We start from the raw sequence: 18,502 nt of genomic DNA on the forward strand, positions 1-18,502 counted from the left end.
CCGCGCACCGGTGGCGGCGGCAACGGCGGCGCGCCACGCGCCGCCTCCCAGCACCGCTCCGGCGGCCGCGGCCGCTAAAACAAAAAGCCATCTTCGGATGGCTTTTTTTTCGTGCCGCGCGCGGCGGTGATATGGATTAGGATAGCAACTCAACCACGGATGCTATCGCCATGCCCAAATTCGCCGCCAACCTGTCGATGCTGTACACCGACACGCCATTCCTCGACCGCTTCGCGCTGGCCCATGCGGCCGGCTTCGAGGCGGTCGAATTCCTGTTCCCCTACGCCTTCGACGCCGAGCAGATCGCCGAACGCCTGCGCCGCTACCAGCTCAAGCTGTTGCTGTTCAACCTGCCGGCCGGCGACTGGAACGCGGGCGACCGCGGCATCGCCTGCGATCCGCGCCGCGTCGACGAGTTTCGCGCCGGCGTCGCCAGCGCGCTGGAATATGCCGGCGAACTGGGCGTCACCCAGGTGCACTGCATGGCCGGCAAAATCCCCGGCGGCCTGGCGCCCGAGCTGGCGCGCGCCACCTACCTCGACAACCTGCGCTACGCCGCCCAGCAGCTGCAGCCGGCCGGCATCAATGTCCTGATCGAACCGATCAACCACTACGACATGCCCGGCTACCTGCTGACCCACAGCAGCCAGGCGCTGCAAATCATCGCCGAAGCGGCCTGCCCGAATATCTTCCTGCAGTACGACATCTACCATATGCAGCGCATGGAGGGCGAGCTGTCCAACACCATCCAGGCCAACCTGCCGTTCATCAAGCACATGCAGATCGCCGACACACCCGGCCGCCACGAACCCGGCACCGGCGAAATCAACTACCGCCACCTGTTCGCCTTCATCGACCAGCTCGGCTATGAAGGCTGGCTCGGCTGCGAATACATTCCGGCCGGCGACACCAACGCCGGCCTTGGCTGGCGCGAGGCGCTGACCACATAGTCTGCGCGCGCGCAAGACGGCGCGGCCCACCACCGGCAACAATGTCCCACACACTGCGGAGCGCCCATGAAACTGTCACGCTGGTTCCTGATCCTTGGCTTGCTGGCCATCCTCACCGGCTGCGCCAGCAGCACGCCGCGCATGGCCGACGTGCGCGCCTTCGCCGCCGAAGCGCCCAAGCTGGGCGCCTACCATGAACTCACCGAGCGCTACCGCGGCACCTACCAGCGCGAGCAGCCCTACCTGTCGCCCGAGGCCGACGCCCGCGAGCAGGAACTCAACGCCCGCCGCCAGCAGGCCTGCGACGATTTCGTCAAGCTGCAATACGGCTTGCAGGCCTATATGCAAACGCTGGGCAAGCTGGCCGGCGACAGCCAGTACGACCTGGAAGACCAGGTCAAGAACATCAGCACCGGCATCAAGGCCTGGCCCGACGCCGGCCTGGAAGCGCGCCACGTCAACGCCTTTGCCGGCCTGACGCGGCTGGTGGCGCGCGCCGTCACCGGGCCGCTGCAGGAAAACACCGTCAACGACGTGATGCGCGAAGGCCGGCAGCCGGTGCAGGACGTACTGGACGCCATGCGCACGCTGCTGCGCCTGTACGACAAGAGCAACGACAACGAAGCAAAAATCGTCACCGGCATGCTGGAAGCGGAGATTCCATTCCGCGACCCGCAGCGCGACCGCCTGCTGCTGGCGCTGGCCAAGGCCCAGCTGCAGGAAAAACAGGCCGAGTTCCGCCTGATCGGCCTGCGCTACACGCTGGCGCGCAACAACCTGGACGCCATCGAGCGGCGGCACCGCGCGCTGGCCGAGCAGATCCCGACCAAACAGTAAGGAGGGGCCATGGCAAATCCTACCCAGCAAGCGCAGATCGAGGCGCTGGCCGACAACCTGTCCGCCAACGCCGACGCCCTGCACCGGCGCCTGATGCGCGCCATCCGCACGCCGTCGCCCGACGGCGCCCTGCCCGGCATTTCGCAAGGCGTGGCGCAGGCGCTGTTTGAAAACGAGGTGGCGCTGCGCCAGCGCGCCAACGGCCTGTACCTGGACGCCGCCGTGCTGGCCGCCACCGGCCTCGGCACGCAACAGCAGCAGCTGCTGGACCTGACCGCACTGGCGCAGCAGAAAATCGACAAGATCGACCGCCTCAAGGATCTGGTCGACCTGGCCGGCGAGCTGCTGTCGCTCGGCGCCGCCATTGCCGCCGGCAAGCCCGAGCACGTGCTGTCGCCGCTGGAAAAACTCAAGCACCATATCGAGGCGCTGTAGAACAAATCGCGCCGGAACAGGTCAAATGCCGTAAGGAGTGCGCGGCATGAACGGACTGGACGACCATCAATGGCAGACCTTGCAGGCGCGGCTGGAACACGCGCGCGCCGCGCTGCTGAGTCAGCTTGCGGATGATCTCGACCGCAGCACCGACCTGCGCCTGCCCCTGCCGCACGTGGCGGAAGCCTCGCCGGCCGACAACGCCAGCCAGCGCACACTGCACGCCGCCGTGCACGAGGCGGCCACGCTGACTTCGCGCCAGCTCGACATCGTGCGCCACGCGCTGGCCAAGTTCGACGATCAGCTCTACGGATTATGTGAACATTGCGGCGAGGCCATCGGCTACTCGCGGCTGAATGCGCGGCCGGAAGCGCGCTTCTGCATCAATTGCCAGACGCGGCTGGAACAAAGGACACGCTAGTCGTCCAGCCAGGGCTGGTTGCGGATCTTGGCCACCTGCCGCTGCGCCATCAAACGCCACAGCTGCAGCGCGTCGGCCTGCTTCAGCACGGTCATGGTGCGCGGCGAAGCCAGCGCGATTTCGCAGTCGCGGTCCGACCACTCGGCAAAGCGCACCGCGCCGCCGCTCGACACTTCCATCTCATACATCAAACCGTCGTCATAGCCGAAGCGCAGCACCGCGCTGCCGGGACCGCCTTCGGGACTGGCGGTCTTGCCGCTGTAGACGTCGCTCAGCGCCGCCGCCAGCTGAGCCTCGGACGGCGCCGTGACGTCACGCCCGTCCGGACGAGTGAGTACCAGCCATGCCTGTGTCATTGCCGCCTCCGCTCTTCGGTTGATCTCTGCGACTATCATACCGAAAATTGCCTTGCGTGCAGCCCTAGTCTCGGATATGCAACAGCGCTATCCAAATGGAAGATAACAAGCCGACACTGTTGCCGGACTCAGACCCGCTCGGGCAGCGAATTCGGATTGAAATCGCGCCAGTCGCCGCCGCTGATCTGGCCTTCGGCGCGCTCGATTTCACGCGCGCCCAAGCGGCGCAGGAGGTCCAGCGCCCTGTCCGCATCGGCCGGCTCGTCGGTCGCCACGGCGATCATCATGCCGGCCTTGCGCGGCGGCTGCACGTTGCTGCCGTCCTCGTCCGGTTCGCCCGCTTCCTTCATCTTGTGCAGGCTGTACAGCGAACCGACGTGGGCGCCGACCAGCGCGCCCACCACCGGCCCCACCGGACCGGTAATCGGAATCGTCGCGGCGCCCACCACTGCCCCGGCCACCGCGCCGGTGGCGCCGCCCTGCACCACGCCCTCGTCGCTTTCCCTGGCGCCGGGCGACTGGTCGTGGTCTCCGCCCAGCTGGTGCACGTCATGCTGGCCCGGCGGATTGACGTAGAAGGAACTGATGCGGGCCGGCGCGAACCCGGCGCTCAACAGGGCCAGCCGCGCGTCGGCGATTTCATCCTGTAATTGAAAATGCCCGGCAATAATGGTGCTCATGGGTGTTCTCCTGGTTTAAGTTTGCTGCCAGTGTGGCGCGCGCGCCGCAGCTTTTCCGTTCGCTTGCGCACACGTTAAAAAGGTTGAACCGCGCGCACTTGGCCGTATAATCAATCGATAGTATTTTCGAGCAGCAAGCTTCCATTTCGATAGGAACGCCTGATGGAGTTCGATCAACCGCCGCGCTACCAGCCCCTGGTCGATCTGCGCAACGGCGCCGTCGCCGGCGTCGAGGCGTGGTCCGCGCGCGGCGACAGCCTGGCGCTGTTGCGCCGCAGCTGCGCCGACCGCGCGCTGTGGCAAGGTGGCGTGCTGAGCGGCGCCGACCTGCAGGTCGCCATCAACCTGGCGCCGGCGCAGCTGCACGACCCGCGCTTCGGCCCCGCCGTCGCCGCCCTGCTGGAACAGCACGCCATCGCCCCGGCCGCGCTGACGCTGGAGCTGGACGAGGCCACGCTGATGCACGACGACGACGCCAGCGCCGCCGCGCTGGGCTTCTTCAAACAGCTGGGCGTGAGCCTGACCTTGGACCAGTTCGGCGCCGGTCCCGCCTGCCTGAGCAATCTGCAACGCTATCCCTTCGACTACATCAAGCTCGACAGCGCCGTGGTGCGCGGCGTGGCCGACAGCGACGCCGTCGCCGCCCAGTGCCAGGCGCTGATCGCCATGGCGCTGCACCTCGGCATCCGCGTCGCCGCCGACGGCGTGCAGACCGAAGCCCAGTGCACCTTCCTGCGCGACAATCTGTGCGACCTGATCCAGGGCGAGCTGTACGGCGCGCCGCAGCTGCCGGAAGAAATCGGCGCGCTGCTGAGCACCGACCGCCGGCTGCCGCCGCACCTGCTGCGGGTGCAGGCGCGGCAGCGCCGCCTGTTGCTGGTCGACGACGAGGCCAACATCGTGTCGGCGCTGAAGCGCCTGCTGCGCCCGGACGGCTACGAGATCCACACCGCCAATTGCGGCGAACAGGGGCTGGAGATGCTGGCCCAGCACCAGATCGACGTCATCATCTCCGACCAGCGCATGCCGGGCCTGAGCGGCGCCGACTTCCTGCGCCAGGCGCGCACGCTGCGGCCGGACACCATCCGCATCATGCTGTCCGGCTACACCGAACTGCAATCGGTGACCGACGCCGTCAACGAAGGCGCCATCTACAAGTTCCTCACCAAGCCGTGGAACGACGACCAGCTGCGCACCCACCTGCGCGACGCCTTCCACCTGAAGGAAATCGCCGACGACAACGCGCGCCTGCACATGGAGGTGCGCAACGCCAACCACGAACTGGCCAGCGCCAACCGCCGCATGGAACAGCTGCTGCACCAGATGCAGCGCCAGATCGACCGCGACGAGATCAGCCTCGGCGTGGCGCGCGACCTGCTGCAACAGCTGCCACTGCCGGTGATCGGCCTCGACGACGACGGCATGATCGCCTTCATCAACGGCGCCGCCGGCCGCCTGTTCCAGCGCAGCGGCGCATTGCTGGGCAACGAGGCCTGCCTGGTGCTGCCGGAACTGTTCCCGGACCCGGCCTGCCTGCCGCCGGCCAGGCACCATGCCGCCATCGGCGGCCGGCGCTACAGCGTCACCGCCTATCCGATGGGCCTGCATTCGGCCTCGCGCGGCAGCCTGATCACCCTCAGCCTGGAGGCCGCCGCATGAGCCACGTCGCCCTGGATGACGTGGTGCGCCGCGTCCACGACCTGCCCTCGCTGCCGGCGGTGGTGGCGGAACTGCTGGTCAGCATGGAGCAGGACGACGTCGACCTGCACTACCTGGCCGGCCGCATCGCGCTCGACCAGGCGCTGACCGCCAAGACGCTGCGCCTGGCCAATTCCTCGTTCTACGGCATGCCGTCCAAGGTCACCAGCATCCAGCAGGCGATGTCGGTGCTGGGCCTGCACAGCGTGCGCACCCTGGTGACCGCCTGCGGCGTGATCGGCGCGGTGCCGCCGGCCAGCGGCCCGGCGCTGGATTTCGACGCCTTCTGGCGCCACGGCATCGCCACCGCCGTCTGGGCCCGTGCGCTGGCGCGCCATTTGCGCCAGAGTCCGGACACCGCCTTCACCGCCGGCCTGCTGCACAACCTCGGCACGCTGGTGCTGGCCACCCGCTTTCCCGACGAATACGCGGCGGTGCCGGCCTGGCGCGCCGAGCATGAAGACGCCAGCGTGGCCGAGGCCGAGCTGGCCGTGTTCGGCGTCGACCACACGCAGGCCGGCAGCGCGCTGGCCGCCTACTGGAAATTCCCGCCGACGATACAGGACGCCATCAGCCACCAGCGCGACGACAACGCCACCGGCCTGGCGCTGGCGGTGGGCCTGGCCCATCTGCTGGCCGAACCGACCGACGCCAGCGAAGCGCAGCGCGAGCACGCCTGGAGCACGCTGGCGCTCGACGAGGAACAACGCCAGCAACTCAGCGCCAGCTGCCCGCTGATGGTCAACGATATGTGCCAGATTCTGGTCAATTAGGAACGCTACGATGAAACTCCCCTCGCAGGCCGAAGTGGCGCTGGATGAATTCTTCGACGGTCATCCGGTCGCCACCTTCGCCATCAACCGCCACCACGTCATCACCCACTGGAACAAGGCCTGCGAACAGCTGCTGGGCTGGACCCGCGCCTGCATGGTCGGCACCCGCAACCAGTGGCAGCCGTTCTACGTCAAGGAACGCTCGCTGCTGTGCGACCTGATCGTGGCCGGCGACACCAATATCGCCGACCACTATCCGGGCCACAGCCATCCATCGACGCTGATCCCCGGCGCCTACGAGTCGGAAGACTTCTTCCCCAACATCGGCGAAAGCGGCCACTGGCTGCATTTCACCGCCGCGCCGCTGCGCGACGCCGAGGGCAATATTGTCGGGGCCATCGAAACGCTGCGCGACGTCACCGAGCGCCGCGTCGCCGAAAACGCCCTGCGCAAGTCGCGCGACGGGCTGGAACACATCGTCGAAAAGCGCACCGCCCAGCTGGCGCACGCCAACGACAAGCTGGAGGACGACATCCGCCAGCTGACCGAGCTCAACGACCTGCTGTCGGCGGCCCAGCAGCAGCTGGTGCAGGCCGAAAAGATGGCCTCGATCGGCCAGCTGGCGGCCGGCGTGGCGCACGAGATCAACAACCCGATCGGCTACATCTTCTCCAACGTCGGCACCCTGCAGAACTACCTGGGGCAACTGTTCGACATGCTGGACGCCTACCAGGAAGCCGAGGCCAGCATCGCCCAGCCGGCGGTGGTCACGCGCCTGCGCGCCATGCGCGAGCGCATCGACCTCGACTTCCTGCGCGAGGACATTCCGGCGCTGATGCGCGAATCGGGCGAAGGCCTGGTGCGCGTGCGCCACATCGTCGAAGACCTGAAGGATTTCTCGCGCGCCGACAACAACCAGGAATGGAGCCGCGCCGACCTGCACCAGGGCATAGACTCGACCTTGAACATCGTCGCTAACGAGGTCAAGTACCGCGCCGACGTGGTCAAGGCCTATGGCGACATTCCGGAAATCGAATGCCTGCCCTTGCAGATCAACCAGGTGGTGCTGAACCTGGTGGTGAACGCGGCCCAGGCCATGGGCGAGCAGCGCGGCACCATCACGCTGCGCACCGGCATGGCCGACCAGCAGACGGTGAAACTGGAAGTGGAAGACACCGGCAACGGCATCGCACCGGACGCGCTGTCGCGCATCTTCGATCCCTTTTTCACCACCAAGGCGGTGGGCAAGGGCACCGGCCTGGGCCTGTCGCTGGCCTACGGCATCGTGCAGAAGCACAAGGGCCGCATCGAAGTCGATACCGAACTGGGACGCGGCACCTGTTTCCGCGTGCTGCTGCCGATCCGCCATACCGAGGAGCAAACATGACCCGCATACTGCTGGTGGACGACGAACCGAACATGCTGAGCGCGCTGCAACGGGCGCTACGGTTGAGCAAGGCGCTGGCCGGCGCGCAGATCGAAACCTTCACCAATCCGTTCGAGGCGCTGAACCGCATCTGCGTCTGCGAGTTCGACCTGGTGGTGTCCGACTTCATGATGCCGGAAATGAGCGGCGGCGAATTCCTGCAGGCGCTGAAGGACGTGGCGCCGACCACGGTGCGCATCATGCTCAGCGCCTCGACCGATTTCAAGACCGCCATGGCGGCCATCAACGACGCCCATGTGTTCCGCTTCATCCCCAAGCCCTGGCAGCAGGCCGAACTGGAACAGAATATTTTGCAGGGACTGGAAGAGCGTCAGCGCCTGCTGGCCGAGGCCGGCAAGGCGCCGTCGGCGCAGGAGCTGGAAGCGCAGCGGCTGGAGGAAGAGGAACCAGGCCTGCTGCACGTCAAGCGCACCGACGACGGCTCCATCATCCTGTGACTACCAGCCGTAGGCGAACGAGACCGGCTCTGCTGCCGGCGGCGGTGGCGGCGGCGACATCCATTCGCGCGGATCGACGCGGTAGTATTTGAGGAATTCCGCGTACAGCTCGGCGTGGTGCTCGGCCATCTGGTACGGTTTCTCGAAGAAGGTTTCGGTGGCGACGGCAAAGAACTCGGCCGGATTGGTGGCGCCGTAGTAGTCCATCACCGTGTGCTGGCGGTACATGGCGTTCATGCGCAGGTTCTGGAAGTCGCGCGACAGCACTTCCGACCATTCGCGGTAGCTGGCCGGATTGCCCAGGTACGGCGCACCGTTGGCGCGGCCCGATTCGCTGTCCAGCTGGTGGGCGAATTCGTGCAGCACGACGTTATGGCCATCGGTCCAGTCGCCGGCGCCGCGCCGCACGTCGTCCCAGGACAGCACCACGCGGCCATCGTCCCACGACTCGCCCAGCATGCTCTGGTGGCCCGGCGTGATCACGCCGCCCGGCCCCACCTGCGGCCGCTGGGCGACAAACTCGCTCGGATAGACCAGGATGGTGTGCAGCGCCGGATACACCTTGCTGGGCCGGTTCAGCAGCAGCAAACAGGCCTGGCCGGCGATGATGACCGCCATTTCATCGGTCACCTCCAGCCCTTCGCAGCCGACAAACTTTTTTTGATGCAGGAACTGCACCACCAGCTTGCGCAATTGCTGCTGCAAGTCCGGACTCATGTTGCGGTAGACGGGAATATGGCGCTGTAAAACCTGCTCCGCCTCACGCGGCAGCGGCCGGGCCAGCACCCGCTGCAGGCGCCAGCGCGGGTAGTAAAAAGGCAGTGCGATCGCCAGTGCCGTCAGGCCTATCCAGATCAAAGCTTCCATGTGCCGCAGGTCCGTAAGATGTCATGCCAGCATAGGTGGGGCGGCTGCGCCGCATTTCAATATGTCAACACGAAAACAGCCGGCGCGGTGGTCACCGGGCCGGCTGTTCATGATACCCCTGCGGGGAGTTTTATTCTGCTTTTTGCTGCGACGGCGCGCTGCCGAACAGGGCTGCCACCAGCGGATCGCGCATCACCGGGCCGCGGTTGACGCGAATGGCGTAATGGGTGTCGTCGGCCAGGATGTGGAAGTGACGGCCGCTGCCTGCCATGGCTTGCTCGCGCAGGCCCGGACGTTCCTTGCGCGGCGGCGCGCCTTCGCGTTTCGGCTGGGCGATGGCGGCCAGGAAGGCGGCGATACGCTCCGGGTCCGGCGTCAGCTGATAAACGGCCTTGCCCAGGTAGGTGGCGGTGCCTTCGACATAGCGGGCCAGCTCGATCACGCCGGCTTCGCGCAGGTCGCGGATATATTTGCGGGCGCCGGACGGCGAAAACTTCAGGAACCAGGCGATTTCGTCGGCCAGCATTTCGTGCATGGACAGTTCGCCGATCAGTTTCTGCATGTTTTCGATGCGGCGCAGCGTGGCCGAGGTCGAACGCACGCGCTCGATCGACGCCATCGACAGGGCTGGCTTGCGGTCCAGCGGCGCCGGGGTCGAGCGATCCATCAGCGCCGTCAGCCGCGCCGTGGTGGACTGCATCTCCGGCGAGGCTTTCATCTCGTTTTGGACCATGGTTTGTTGTTTGCTGACTGCATGCATGAGAACGCTCCTTTAAACTGGATTGATACTGCTTTGACTCAAGAATGCCTGTTTGCGAGGGTACGGTCTGTGCGGCAACGAACATTAGCGATGCATCTATAGGCTTTAAGTTCGGACAAGGGAGTTCTCGATAAGTTTCAGGAAATGTGGCGGGTTTGATACAGCACAAGGTTTGGTGCGGTAGCGAACGGAAGAGCGGCACCTTGTCGCCTAATCTTCGGTCCAACAGCGATGCAACAACATTGCTGGCAGTGAAATAATTTTTTAAACAATCGGGAGCCACCCTGTGAATAAATCCAAGAAAATCGCCTTCGCCGTTGCAGCTCTCTGCGCGTCGTTCTCCGCCCTGGCTCAGGATGCGGTCATCAATCCATCGTGGTACATCCAGCCTAGCGTGAACGGCATCAAGCCGGATTCCGACTTTGGCGCCACGGACAAGCGCGGTTACGGCGCCGGTCTGAAATTCGGCAAAGCCATCAATGAAAAATGGGATGTGCAAGGCGGCTACACCTATGCCCGCTCCCGTGACGGCGACCGCCGCTACCAGCAGGACACGCTGGGCGTCGACGGCCTGTACATGTTCTCGCGTAAAACCTTCCGTCCGTTCGTGCTGATCGGTATCGGCGCCGAGCGCGACAAGGCCAACCTGCCGCTGTACGTCGAACGCAAGAAGAACTCGCCTTACCTGAGCGCCGGTATCGGCTTCCAGGCCGACATCAACGACCGCGTCACCTTCCAGGCTGACCTGCGCGACGTGCACGGCTTCATCCGCGGCGATGAATTCCCTAACAGCAAGAGCAACAACTACTACCTGACCGTCGGCCTGAACTTCGCCTTCGATGCGCCACCGCGCCCAGCGCCACCGGCACCGCCGCCAGCGCCGCCGGTGGCCGAACCACCACCGCCGCCACCAGCACCGCCAGCCCCACCGTCACCACCGCCAGCACGCTTCGAAAAAGTGACGATGTCGGCGACCGAGCTGTTCTCGTTCGACAGCGCCAAGCTGAATTCGAACCAGCCCAAGCTGGACGACATCGCCAACGTGCTGAACACCAACAGCAGCATCGACAACGTGGTCATCACCGGCTACGCCGACCGTCTGGGCAGCGACAAGTACAACCAGAAACTGTCCGAGCGCCGCGCCAATGCGGTCAAGGACTACCTGGTCGGCAAAGGCATCGCCGCCAACCGCCTGAACGCCGTCGGCAAAGGCGAGTCGAATCCTGTCGTCGAGTGCAACGACAAGAAACGCGCTGACCTGATCAAGTGCCTGGAACCTAACCGCCGCGTTGAAGTGGAACAGATCACCATCGAACGCCGCGTACAATAATCTCTGAAAGTGACAGCCCCGCAACTCCGGTTGCGGGGCTTTTTTTTTATGAACTCAAAAAATATATTCTCGGTGCTGAAGTGCACCGTCCTCGAATGGTTCGAGCATCGCGGCAGCAGCATGGGCGCGGCGCTGGCCTTTTACACGCTGTTTTCACTGGCGCCCATCCTGGTGCTGGTGCTGGCCATCGCCGGCTGGTTCTACGGCCCGCAGGCGGCCCAGGGCGAGCTGTTCGCGCAACTGCGCGGACTGGTCGGCGCCCAGGGCGCGGAAGCGATCCAGGCGGTGCTGGCCGGCGCCCGCAACAAGGAGGAAGGACGGCTGGCGACGCTGGTGGCCGGCGGCCTGCTGCTGTTCGGCGCCACCACCGTGTTTGCCGAACTGAAGGCCAGCCTGGACGCGATCTGGCAAGTCCCGCCCCTGACCCAAGGCACGCTGTGGGACACGGTGCGCACGCGCCTGCTGTCGTTCGGCATGGTGCTGGTGCTGGCGTTCCTGCTGATGGTGTCGCTGGTGGTCAGCGCGGCGCTGACGCTGCTGGAGAAGTTCTGGGGCAGTTACTGGACCGACGCCGGCGTCGCGCTCACCGGCATCAATATCGCGATCAGCTTCATCGTCATCGCCGCGCTGTTCGGCGTGATCTTCAAGATGCTGCCACGCGTGAAACTGTCGTGGCATGACGTGACCATCGGCGCGCTCGGCACGGCGGCCCTGTTCACGCTGGGGAAATATGCGATCGGTGCGTATATCGGCAACAGCGGCGTGGCCAGCAGCTATGGCGCCGCCGGCTCGATGATCGCCCTGCTGCTGTGGGTGTATTACTCGGCGCAGATCTTCTTCCTCGGCGCCGAGTTTGCGCGGCAATATGCGCTACAGCTAGGCAGCCTGCGCGGGACGTCACTCGCCGAGTAGTTCGGCCACCACTTCCATGCCCTCCACCCGCTCGGCGACCACCTTGACGATCACGATCACGGGGACGCCGAGCAGCAAGCCCCACACGCCCCACAGCCAGCCCCAGAACAGCAGGCTGACAAACACCGCCGCCGCGTTCATGCGGGCGAAGCGGCCGGTCATCCAGGTCGCCACCACAGTGCCGATCAGCGTGGCAATGGCCAGCGAGGCGCCCATCACCAGCAAGCTCATCTGCAAGGATTCGAACTGCAGGAAGGCCACGATGCCGGTCGCCAGCATGATCAGCAGCGGGCCGAAGTAAGGCATCAGGTGCAGCAGGCCGGCGACGATGGCCCAGGCGCCGGCGTTTTCCAGGCCGATCCAGCGCAAGGCGGCCCACATCAGCAGCGCCAAGGCGCCGTTGGTCACCAGCAGCATCAGCATGTATTTCTGGATCGAGCTGTTGATGTCCTCCAGAATATGGACGGTGATTTTTTTCTTGGTCAGCGACGGCCCGGTCAGCTTGACCAGCTTGCGCTTGAAGGTGTCGCCGGACATCAGCAGGAAGAACACCAGGAAGATCACCATCGTGGCCTGGCCGAGGAAGCCCATCACACCCATCGAGCCGGCCCAGATCCAGTCCATCACCGGCAGCGTGTCCGGCGCGGAGGCCACGGCGGCGCGGCGCGCGGCGCGTTTTTCCTGGGCGCCGGCGGTGGCCTGCTGCAGCTCGGTCGCCACGTCCTGGATGCGCTGCAGGGCGCTGGGGCCGCCGCTGTGCAACCGGTCGGCCAGCAAGCGCGACAGCTTGTGCCCGGCGGTCGGCAATTCATCGACGATCGACTGGAACTCGCCCTGCAGCTTTTCCATCACCAGCACCGAGCCGCCCAGGATGGCGGCGGTGATCAGCGTGGCGGCGATGATGCGCGGAATGCGCAGCTTCTCCAGCCAGCATACCAGCGGACTGAGCATGTAGGTAAACAGGATGCCCAGCAAAACGGGAACCAGGAAATTGCGCGACCACTGCAAGGCATACAGGAAGGCGACCGTGGCGATCACGCCAAGCGCGAGGCCGCGGGCGTTGACGTGCAGGGGAATTCGGGAGGGTTCAGGCAGTGCGGGAGCGAGGGAAGAAGCGGAAGCGTCGGCATCGGCGGTGAGCGCCTGTGCGTGAGTCCGGGGAAGATCGACAGGCTGGTTCATGATGACTCACAGTGAAAAGCGCCGGCGCGGCTGGGCGCGCCGGCCGGGGGAATTACTTGACGTGCAGGTCGTTTTTCACAGCCGTTACGCCTTTGACGCCGCGTGCCACGCTGCCGGCTTTGGCGATGTCTTCAGGCTGGGCCACGAAGCCGCTCAGCTGCACGGTGCCTTTGAAGGTTTCAACGTTGATTTCGGTCGATTTCAGGCTAGGCTCGTTGAAGATGCTGGCCTTCACTTTGGTGGTGATCACGGAATCGTCGACATACTCGCCGGTGCCTTCTTTGGACGAGGTCGATGCGCAGCCGGTCATGGCGCCCAGCAGCGATACGGTGAACAGGGCAGTAGCGATTTTATGTGCGATTTTCATGGCGATTCTCCTTGGAGTATTTAAGAACAATGAGTTTGTCAGCCAGCGGGACGTTTGTTTGCCGTCTCTGCTACCGATGTCGCCATTAAACGCTGCTTCGCGCCAGTCCTCTGTACGTTAGCGTACAAAACGGCGATGCGCGCGGTGACGCTGTCCATCGTGCGTAAGCGCACAGACCTTGCCGCGTCCGCTGTTTATTCTGGACTCACACTTTTTCAGGAGAACAACATGAAACGCTCAACCACGCTTGCCGCCGCCATCTTTGCCGGCGTTGCCGTATTGAGCGGCTGCGCCAGCAACCAGCAGCCGCAACAGATCGGCTATATCAGCAACGACTCGTCCACCTACGGCACCATCGATTCGATCCAGATCATGCAGGCCCGTGGCGGTTCCGGCGTCGGCGCCGTGACCGGCGGCCTGATCGGCGGCCTGCTGGGCAACCAGGTGGGCGGCGGCTCGGGCCGCGCCGTGGCCACCGTGGCCGGTGCGGTCGGCGGCGCAGTGGTCGGCAACAATGTCGAGAACAACCGCAATGCCGGCAAGGAGGAATACCAGATCAGCGTCCGCATGGACAACGGCGATACCCGCATCATCCAGCAAGACAGCGCCTACGATCTGCGCGTGGGCAACCGCGTGCGCCTGATCGACGGCCGCCTGTACCGCTATTAATCAGCGGCCAGGACCAGTTCAACATCTCTCACTACAAGCGCTAACGACAAGGAGAATTCCATGGGTACCATCATTCTGATCATTCTGGTTCTGGCGCTGATTGGCGCACTGCCTACCTGGCCGCACAGCCGCAACTGGGGCTATGCGCCCAGCGGCATCACCGGCCTGATCGTGGTTATACTGCTGATCATGCTGCTGACCGGCAGGCTCTAAACCAGGGAGGACATCATGGTTCATCGCATCGTCACCGGCGTGATGATGGCGTGCGCGGCCCTGGCCGTGCACGCCCAGCAAACCGATACCACGCCACCACAGAACGCCCAGCTGCAGCGGCAGGAAATCGCCAGGGGCGAGCCGGCGCGCTGGTCGCAGGGCGACCAGACCACCGCGGAACAGACGCGCACCCTGCGCAAGGAAATCGGCGCGGCCCTGGCCGAAGCCAAACAGGCCTGCCAGAAAGGCCCGGCCAGCGAACGCAGCGCCTGCATCAAGGAAGCGCAGCAGACCTACCACGACGACATGGCCAAAGTGCCACAGACCGTGGCGCAGAAATAAACCGCTACGGGCTGCCGCTCAGGCGGCCCGTTCGCCGCCCGGCACGGCCAGCGGCGGCAGTTCATGCACCACCAGCGGTGTATCCTCCGACACGAAGCTCAGCCAGCCCGCCGCCTTGATGGCGCGCAGCGCGTCCTGATAGCCCTGGTCCCAGCGCCAGTTGATCGATCCCTCGGAAAAGTTGATGTCCTTGGCGGCCATGTTCCAGTCGCGGCCGGCGTACGGCAGGCGCACCACGTGCAAGGTGCTGTCGCAGCCGAGCGCTTCCAGTTCGCGCGTCTGCTCGGGCGTGCGCTTTGCCGGCGGCAGCGCCGAGTACAGCTCGCGCAGCTTCTGCCGCATCTGGTGGGTGGCCACGTAGTCGGTCAGGTGGCGCCGCGAGCGCGAGGCGAAGGTGACGTCCTTCTGGCGCGTCTGCACCTCGTCCAGCGTGACCGGCTCTTCGCCGTCGGCGCTCCACAGGTCGACCATGAAGCACAGCGTGTCGACCTGCTTGCTGTCGTCCAGCACGGTTTCCAGCGGCGTGTTGGAGTACAGGCCGCCGTCCCAGTACAGCTCGCCGTCGATGCGCACCGCCGGGAAGCCCGGCGGCAGCGCGCCGCTGGCGCGGATGTGGTCGGCATGGATGGTCAGCTCGCGGTTGTCGAAACCGCGCAGCGTGCCGCTGGTGACCTGCAGCGCGTTGACCGTCAGGCGGATGCCGCCCGGCGCGTTCAGGTAGTCGAAATCGATGAGCTCGTTGAGCGTATCGCGCAGCTCGCCGGTGTCGTAAAAGCTGGCCTGCTCCGGATTGACGCGCGCGCCGGCAGCAAACGGGCTGAACAATCGGGGCGTGAAGAAGCCCGGCACGCCGCGCACCAGCGTATCCCAGGTCTGCAGCACGATGTTGGAACGGCGCTGGGCATCGGGCACGTGGCGCATGTCGTAGCTGTCGCGATGGGCGATGCCCTGCCAGAACTGGCGCAGCCGCGTCAAACGGGTTGCATGGGGATTGCCGGCCAGGATGCCGGCGTTGATGGCGCCGATGGAGGTGCCGACGATCCAGTCCGGCGCCAGCTGGTGTTCATGCAGCGCCTGGAATACGCCGGCCTGATACGCTCCCAACGCGCCGCCGCCCTGCAGGACCAGCACGATGCGCAAGCCTGCGGGATTCAGCGGGTTGGGAGCGGCGCTCAAGGCTGCTCGTACTGCGTCGAGGTTTTGCGCCGCAGCAGCCAGGCGACGCCGATGCCGGCCACCGTGGCCAGCGCCAGCGCCGGCTTGATCAACTTGCGGCGGGCGATGAAGGAACCCACCGTCAGCGCGTACGGCGCCAGCGACCTCAGCGACTTCAGCGAACTGAGGCTGAAGCCGCCCGAGGCGCCGCCGTGCAGCAGGCCGCCCAGGCGCGCCTGCGCCAGGCCGACCGCATGGTCGATGGCGCCGTGCATCAGGGCGTCCGGCTGCAAGGCCTGGCCGACCAGCGCTTTCGAGTGCACCAGCTTGATGCGGTACAACTCGCCTTCGCGGATGATTTTTTGCTTCTCGGCCGCCAGGGCGGCCTCGTCTTCAAGCTTGCTCACGGCCTCTCCTTACAACAGCATGTCACGGTCGGATTTCAGTTCCGCCATGGTGGCCGGCAGCGACAGCTTGCCGCTACGCAGCAGTCCGCGCGCGTACACGATCAGGCCGATGGCGATCAGCAGGAACACCACGGTGATGATCGGCAGGATCACCCAGCCGATGGCGGCCCACGCCAGGTAGACGATGGTGACCGAGGCATAGATCAGGGCAAAGCCGCCCAGCAGCACGGCCAGCGCGAACACCACCACCAGTTGCAGCAGATGGTTGCGGACCTGCGCCAGTTCCAAAGCGGCCAGTTCGAGCCGGTTCAAAAGCAGGCCGATCGCGTTGCGGGTCACCAGACCCAGCGACGCGATCAAGCCCGGCGGACGATTGTCTTCGTCGTGCGCCACGGTAGCTTACTTGCGGCCGATGATGACGCCGATCAGCAGGCCGATGCCGGCAGCTGCTGCGATCGAACGCCACGGGTTTTCCTTGACGTATTCATCGGCGTGCTTGGCGGCTTCCTTGGTGGCGGCCAGCGCGCTGACCTGGGCTTCGTGGGCCTTGGCCAGGGCGGTGTCCAGCGCGCGCATGCCGCGGCCGCGCAGTTCTTCGGCTTTTTCGCCGGTCAGTGCGGTGGCGGCGGTGAACAATGCCTGGGCATCTTTAACCAGAGTTTTCACGTCGTTATTCACGGTACTGATGTTTTGTTCCAGCATGATAAAGCTCCTGTTTTGGTTGTCGGTGTGAAAACTTTACAGCAAATCGGCGCGGGCCGTACGATTAACCGTGCTCGGTCATCATGTCACGCATATCGTCGGCGTGCTCCTCTTCGACCGCCATGATCTTGATCAAAAGAAGGCGCGTCGTCGGGTCGGTATCGCCGATCTGCTCGATCATCTGACGGTAGGCCTCGATCGCCACGCGTTCGGCGATCAGGTTGGCGCGCACCATCGACTGCACGTCCTCTGACGCATCATACTCGGCATGGCTGCGGTCAAGCAACGTTGCAGGATTGAAATCAGGGTCGCCGTTCAGCTGGACGATGCGTTCGGCCAGCCAATCCGCGTGCTCCTGCTCTTCGTTGGCATGTTCGAGGAACTCCGCCTTGATGGCGGCGTTCTCGCGTCCGCTGACCGTGTAGTAGTGCCGCTTGTAGCGGTTGATGCACACCAGCTCGGTGGCCAGCGCCTCGTTCAGCATCTTGATGACGGCCTGGCGGTCGCCCTTGTAACCCGAGGTGACAGGGCCGTCTTCCAGATTGCGGGCGGCGGCGCGGATGGCTTCTTTATCGATGCCTGCCGGTGGGGTGGGATTGGATTCAGCCATGAGTCTTTCCTTCCTAAGTAAGAGGTGAATTAGCGGCGGTTGGCGATCGGGGCGCCGTTTTGCGACAGCACGATCTCCACGCGGCGATTCAGTTGGCGGCTGCCGGCGTCGCCGTTGCTGGCAACCGGATACGCCTCGCCGTAGCCACGGGTGGCGATCTTGGCGCTTGGCACGCCCAGGCCGATCAGCGCGTTACGCACCGATTCGGCGCGGCGTTGCGACAGGTCCAGGTTGTGCGACGACGTGCCGGTGCTGTCGGTAAAGCCTTCCACCAGCACCACGCTTTGCGGTTCCTGCAGCAGCACGTCGGCCAGCTTCTGCGCGGTGCGCATGCCTTCGGCGCTCAGTTCGGCGCGGTCGACATTGAACAGCACGTCGTTCAGGGTGATCACGATGCCGCGGTCGGTCTGCTTGGCTTGCAGGTCGGCCAGCTGCTGTTGCAGCGCGGCGTTCTTGGCCGATTCCTCGCGCGCCGAACTGGCGGCGGCGTCAGCCTGGGCGCGGGCGGCGTCGGCGTCGGCCTTGGCCTGCTCGGCTTGCGATTTGGCGCGGTCGGCGCTCATGCGGGCCTGGTTGGCTTCGGCGGTGCGGGCCTGCAGACGGATCTCGTCGCGCTGGCGGGCGGCGTTGGCCACGTCAGCTTCGGCCTGCTTGGCCTTGGCGGCTTCCTGCGCGGTGGCGATCTTCTGCTTGGCGATATAGGCCAGCTTGTCGATCTCGTCCAGGCTGTCGCGCTTGGCGGCGGCGGCGTTGGCGCGGTCCAGCGCATCGGAAGCGGCCTTGAATTCCAGCGGCGCGTTGGCGGCGACCGAGGGATTGCTTTGGGCGGCAACGAAGTCGCCGCGCGCCTGGTCCAGCTGGCTGGTGGTGGTCGGCGTGCTGCTGCAGGCGGCAAACATCACGGACACGGCAAAAGCGGTAGGCAACAGTATCAGTTTTTTCATGATGGCTT

Annotated in this window: 25 protein-coding genes; 13 read left to right on the top strand and 12 right to left on the bottom strand. The window is 65.2% G+C overall.

Annotated features, from left to right (window positions below; translation table 11 throughout):
• Positions 1 to 170 precede the first annotated feature (170 nt).
• From hyi to GJ698_RS21780, 4 genes are all read left to right on the top strand, one after another.
• The gene (gene hyi / locus GJ698_RS21765) at positions 171 to 950 is read left to right on the top strand and encodes a hydroxypyruvate isomerase (protein WP_154359965.1); all 780 of its coding nucleotides are present in this window, start codon (positions 171 to 173) and stop codon (positions 948 to 950) included.
• 66 nt (positions 951 to 1,016) lie between these two features.
• Positions 1,017 to 1,787 carry a hypothetical protein gene (locus GJ698_RS21770; RefSeq protein ID WP_154359966.1) on the top strand — a complete coding sequence of 257 codons (771 nt, stop codon included), beginning with the start codon at positions 1,017 to 1,019 and terminating at the stop codon, positions 1,785 to 1,787.
• A 9-nt stretch (positions 1,788 to 1,796) separates the two neighbouring features.
• Positions 1,797 to 2,222 (top strand): hypothetical protein, encoded by a 426-nt coding sequence (locus tag GJ698_RS21775; protein ID WP_154359967.1) that lies wholly within the window; start codon positions 1,797 to 1,799, stop codon positions 2,220 to 2,222.
• A 46-nt stretch (positions 2,223 to 2,268) separates the two neighbouring features.
• Positions 2,269 to 2,643 carry a TraR/DksA family transcriptional regulator gene (locus tag GJ698_RS21780; protein WP_154359968.1) on the top strand — a complete coding sequence of 125 codons (375 nt, stop codon included), beginning with the start codon at positions 2,269 to 2,271 and terminating at the stop codon, positions 2,641 to 2,643.
• Here the strand turns inward: GJ698_RS21780 and GJ698_RS21785 are convergent.
• Both GJ698_RS21785 and GJ698_RS21790 read right to left on the bottom strand, forming a co-directional pair.
• Entirely contained in the window at positions 2,640 to 2,999 is a 360-nt protein-coding gene (locus GJ698_RS21785) for a hypothetical protein (RefSeq protein WP_154359969.1), read from the bottom strand. The two genes, GJ698_RS21780 and GJ698_RS21785, sit on opposite strands and share 4 nt — an antisense overlap.
• A 128-nt stretch (positions 3,000 to 3,127) precedes the next feature.
• Positions 3,128 to 3,679 (bottom strand): glycine zipper domain-containing protein, encoded by a 552-nt coding sequence (locus GJ698_RS21790; RefSeq protein WP_154359970.1) that lies wholly within the window; start codon positions 3,677 to 3,679, stop codon positions 3,128 to 3,130.
• 162 nt (positions 3,680 to 3,841) lie between these two features.
• On the opposite strand from GJ698_RS21790, the gene GJ698_RS21795 reads away from it, so the two are divergent.
• The 4 genes from GJ698_RS21795 to GJ698_RS21810 are packed head-to-tail and all read left to right on the top strand — an operon-like array spanning position 3,842 to position 8,034.
• Positions 3,842 to 5,338, top strand: coding sequence for an EAL domain-containing protein (locus tag GJ698_RS21795; protein WP_154359971.1), 1,497 nt, complete (start codon positions 3,842 to 3,844; stop codon positions 5,336 to 5,338).
• Positions 5,335 to 6,150: an HDOD domain-containing protein gene (locus GJ698_RS21800; protein ID WP_154359972.1), complete on the top strand. Its 816-nt coding sequence runs from the start codon at positions 5,335 to 5,337 to the stop codon at positions 6,148 to 6,150. Before GJ698_RS21795 ends, GJ698_RS21800 begins: the two co-directional genes overlap by 4 nt.
• A gap of 10 nt (positions 6,151 to 6,160) precedes the next feature.
• Positions 6,161 to 7,537 carry an ATP-binding protein gene (locus GJ698_RS21805; protein WP_154359973.1) on the top strand — a complete coding sequence of 459 codons (1,377 nt, stop codon included), beginning with the start codon at positions 6,161 to 6,163 and terminating at the stop codon, positions 7,535 to 7,537.
• A complete protein-coding gene (locus tag GJ698_RS21810; RefSeq protein ID WP_154359974.1) occupies positions 7,534 to 8,034 on the top strand; it encodes a response regulator in 501 nt (166 codons plus the stop codon). Before GJ698_RS21805 ends, GJ698_RS21810 begins: the two co-directional genes overlap by 4 nt.
• On the opposite strand, the gene GJ698_RS21815 is transcribed toward GJ698_RS21810, so the two are convergent.
• Positions 8,035 to 8,901 (bottom strand): M90 family metallopeptidase, encoded by an 867-nt coding sequence (locus tag GJ698_RS21815; RefSeq protein WP_154359975.1) that lies wholly within the window; start codon positions 8,899 to 8,901, stop codon positions 8,035 to 8,037.
• Positions 8,902 to 9,031: 130 nt separating this feature from the next.
• Positions 9,032 to 9,661 (bottom strand): winged helix-turn-helix domain-containing protein, encoded by a 630-nt coding sequence (locus GJ698_RS21820; protein WP_371865408.1) that lies wholly within the window; start codon positions 9,659 to 9,661, stop codon positions 9,032 to 9,034.
• A 286-nt stretch (positions 9,662 to 9,947) separates the two neighbouring features.
• Between GJ698_RS21820 and GJ698_RS21825 the strand changes: the two genes are divergently transcribed.
• Together GJ698_RS21825 and GJ698_RS21830 are read left to right on the top strand one after the other, a co-directional pair.
• Entirely contained in the window at positions 9,948 to 10,991 is a 1,044-nt protein-coding gene (locus GJ698_RS21825; RefSeq protein ID WP_371865409.1) for an OmpA family protein, read from the top strand.
• Between the two features lie 48 nt (positions 10,992 to 11,039).
• Positions 11,040 to 11,903, top strand: coding sequence for a YihY/virulence factor BrkB family protein (locus GJ698_RS21830; protein ID WP_154359976.1), 864 nt, complete (start codon positions 11,040 to 11,042; stop codon positions 11,901 to 11,903).
• Here GJ698_RS21830 and GJ698_RS21835 read toward each other — a convergent pair.
• Positions 11,889 to 13,085 carry an AI-2E family transporter gene (locus GJ698_RS21835; RefSeq protein ID WP_154359977.1) on the bottom strand — a complete coding sequence of 399 codons (1,197 nt, stop codon included), beginning with the start codon at positions 13,083 to 13,085 and terminating at the stop codon, positions 11,889 to 11,891. The genes GJ698_RS21830 and GJ698_RS21835 overlap by 15 nt on opposite strands.
• A gap of 52 nt (positions 13,086 to 13,137) precedes the next feature.
• A complete protein-coding gene (locus tag GJ698_RS21840) occupies positions 13,138 to 13,452 on the bottom strand; it encodes a BON domain-containing protein (protein ID WP_154359978.1) in 315 nt (104 codons plus the stop codon).
• Between the two features lie 228 nt (positions 13,453 to 13,680).
• Between GJ698_RS21840 and GJ698_RS21845 the strand changes: the two genes are divergently transcribed.
• The 3 genes from GJ698_RS21845 to GJ698_RS21855 are packed head-to-tail and all read left to right on the top strand — an operon-like array spanning position 13,681 to position 14,676.
• A complete protein-coding gene (locus GJ698_RS21845; RefSeq protein WP_154359979.1) occupies positions 13,681 to 14,121 on the top strand; it encodes a glycine zipper 2TM domain-containing protein in 441 nt (146 codons plus the stop codon).
• A 60-nt stretch (positions 14,122 to 14,181) separates the two neighbouring features.
• Positions 14,182 to 14,334: a DUF3309 domain-containing protein gene (locus GJ698_RS21850; protein WP_090192273.1), complete on the top strand. Its 153-nt coding sequence runs from the start codon at positions 14,182 to 14,184 to the stop codon at positions 14,332 to 14,334.
• 15 nt (positions 14,335 to 14,349) lie between these two features.
• Entirely contained in the window at positions 14,350 to 14,676 is a 327-nt protein-coding gene (locus tag GJ698_RS21855; RefSeq protein ID WP_154359980.1) for a hypothetical protein, read from the top strand.
• Positions 14,677 to 14,694: 18 nt separating this feature from the next.
• Here GJ698_RS21855 and GJ698_RS21860 read toward each other — a convergent pair whose 3' ends face one another.
• The 6 genes from GJ698_RS21860 to GJ698_RS21885 all read right to left on the bottom strand — a co-directional run bounded on the left by GJ698_RS21860 (position 14,695) and on the right by GJ698_RS21885 (position 18,494).
• Positions 14,695 to 15,852 (bottom strand): patatin-like phospholipase family protein, encoded by a 1,158-nt coding sequence (locus tag GJ698_RS21860; protein WP_229260115.1) that lies wholly within the window; start codon positions 15,850 to 15,852, stop codon positions 14,695 to 14,697.
• A complete protein-coding gene (locus tag GJ698_RS21865; protein WP_371865410.1) occupies positions 15,849 to 16,238 on the bottom strand; it encodes a hypothetical protein in 390 nt (129 codons plus the stop codon). Before GJ698_RS21865 ends, GJ698_RS21860 begins: the two co-directional genes overlap by 4 nt.
• 9 nt (positions 16,239 to 16,247) lie before the next feature.
• Complete coding sequence (locus GJ698_RS21870) at positions 16,248 to 16,631, bottom strand: phage holin family protein (protein ID WP_371865411.1); 384 nt, start codon at positions 16,629 to 16,631, stop codon at positions 16,248 to 16,250.
• A gap of 6 nt (positions 16,632 to 16,637) precedes the next feature.
• Positions 16,638 to 16,940, bottom strand: coding sequence for an ElaB/YgaM/YqjD family protein (locus GJ698_RS21875; protein ID WP_154359981.1), 303 nt, complete (start codon positions 16,938 to 16,940; stop codon positions 16,638 to 16,640).
• A gap of 64 nt (positions 16,941 to 17,004) precedes the next feature.
• Positions 17,005 to 17,550 (bottom strand): ferritin-like domain-containing protein, encoded by a 546-nt coding sequence (locus GJ698_RS21880; protein ID WP_154359982.1) that lies wholly within the window; start codon positions 17,548 to 17,550, stop codon positions 17,005 to 17,007.
• 29 nt (positions 17,551 to 17,579) lie between these two features.
• On the bottom strand, positions 17,580 to 18,494 hold the full coding sequence (locus tag GJ698_RS21885) for an OmpA family protein (protein ID WP_154359983.1): 915 nt from the start codon (positions 18,492 to 18,494) through the stop codon (positions 17,580 to 17,582).
• Between the last annotated feature and the right edge of the window lie 8 nt (positions 18,495 to 18,502).

This window comes from Duganella aquatilis, assembly GCF_009674565.1.
In the GTDB taxonomy this organism is placed as follows: Bacteria; Pseudomonadota; Gammaproteobacteria; order Burkholderiales; family Burkholderiaceae_D; genus Rugamonas; species Rugamonas aquatilis.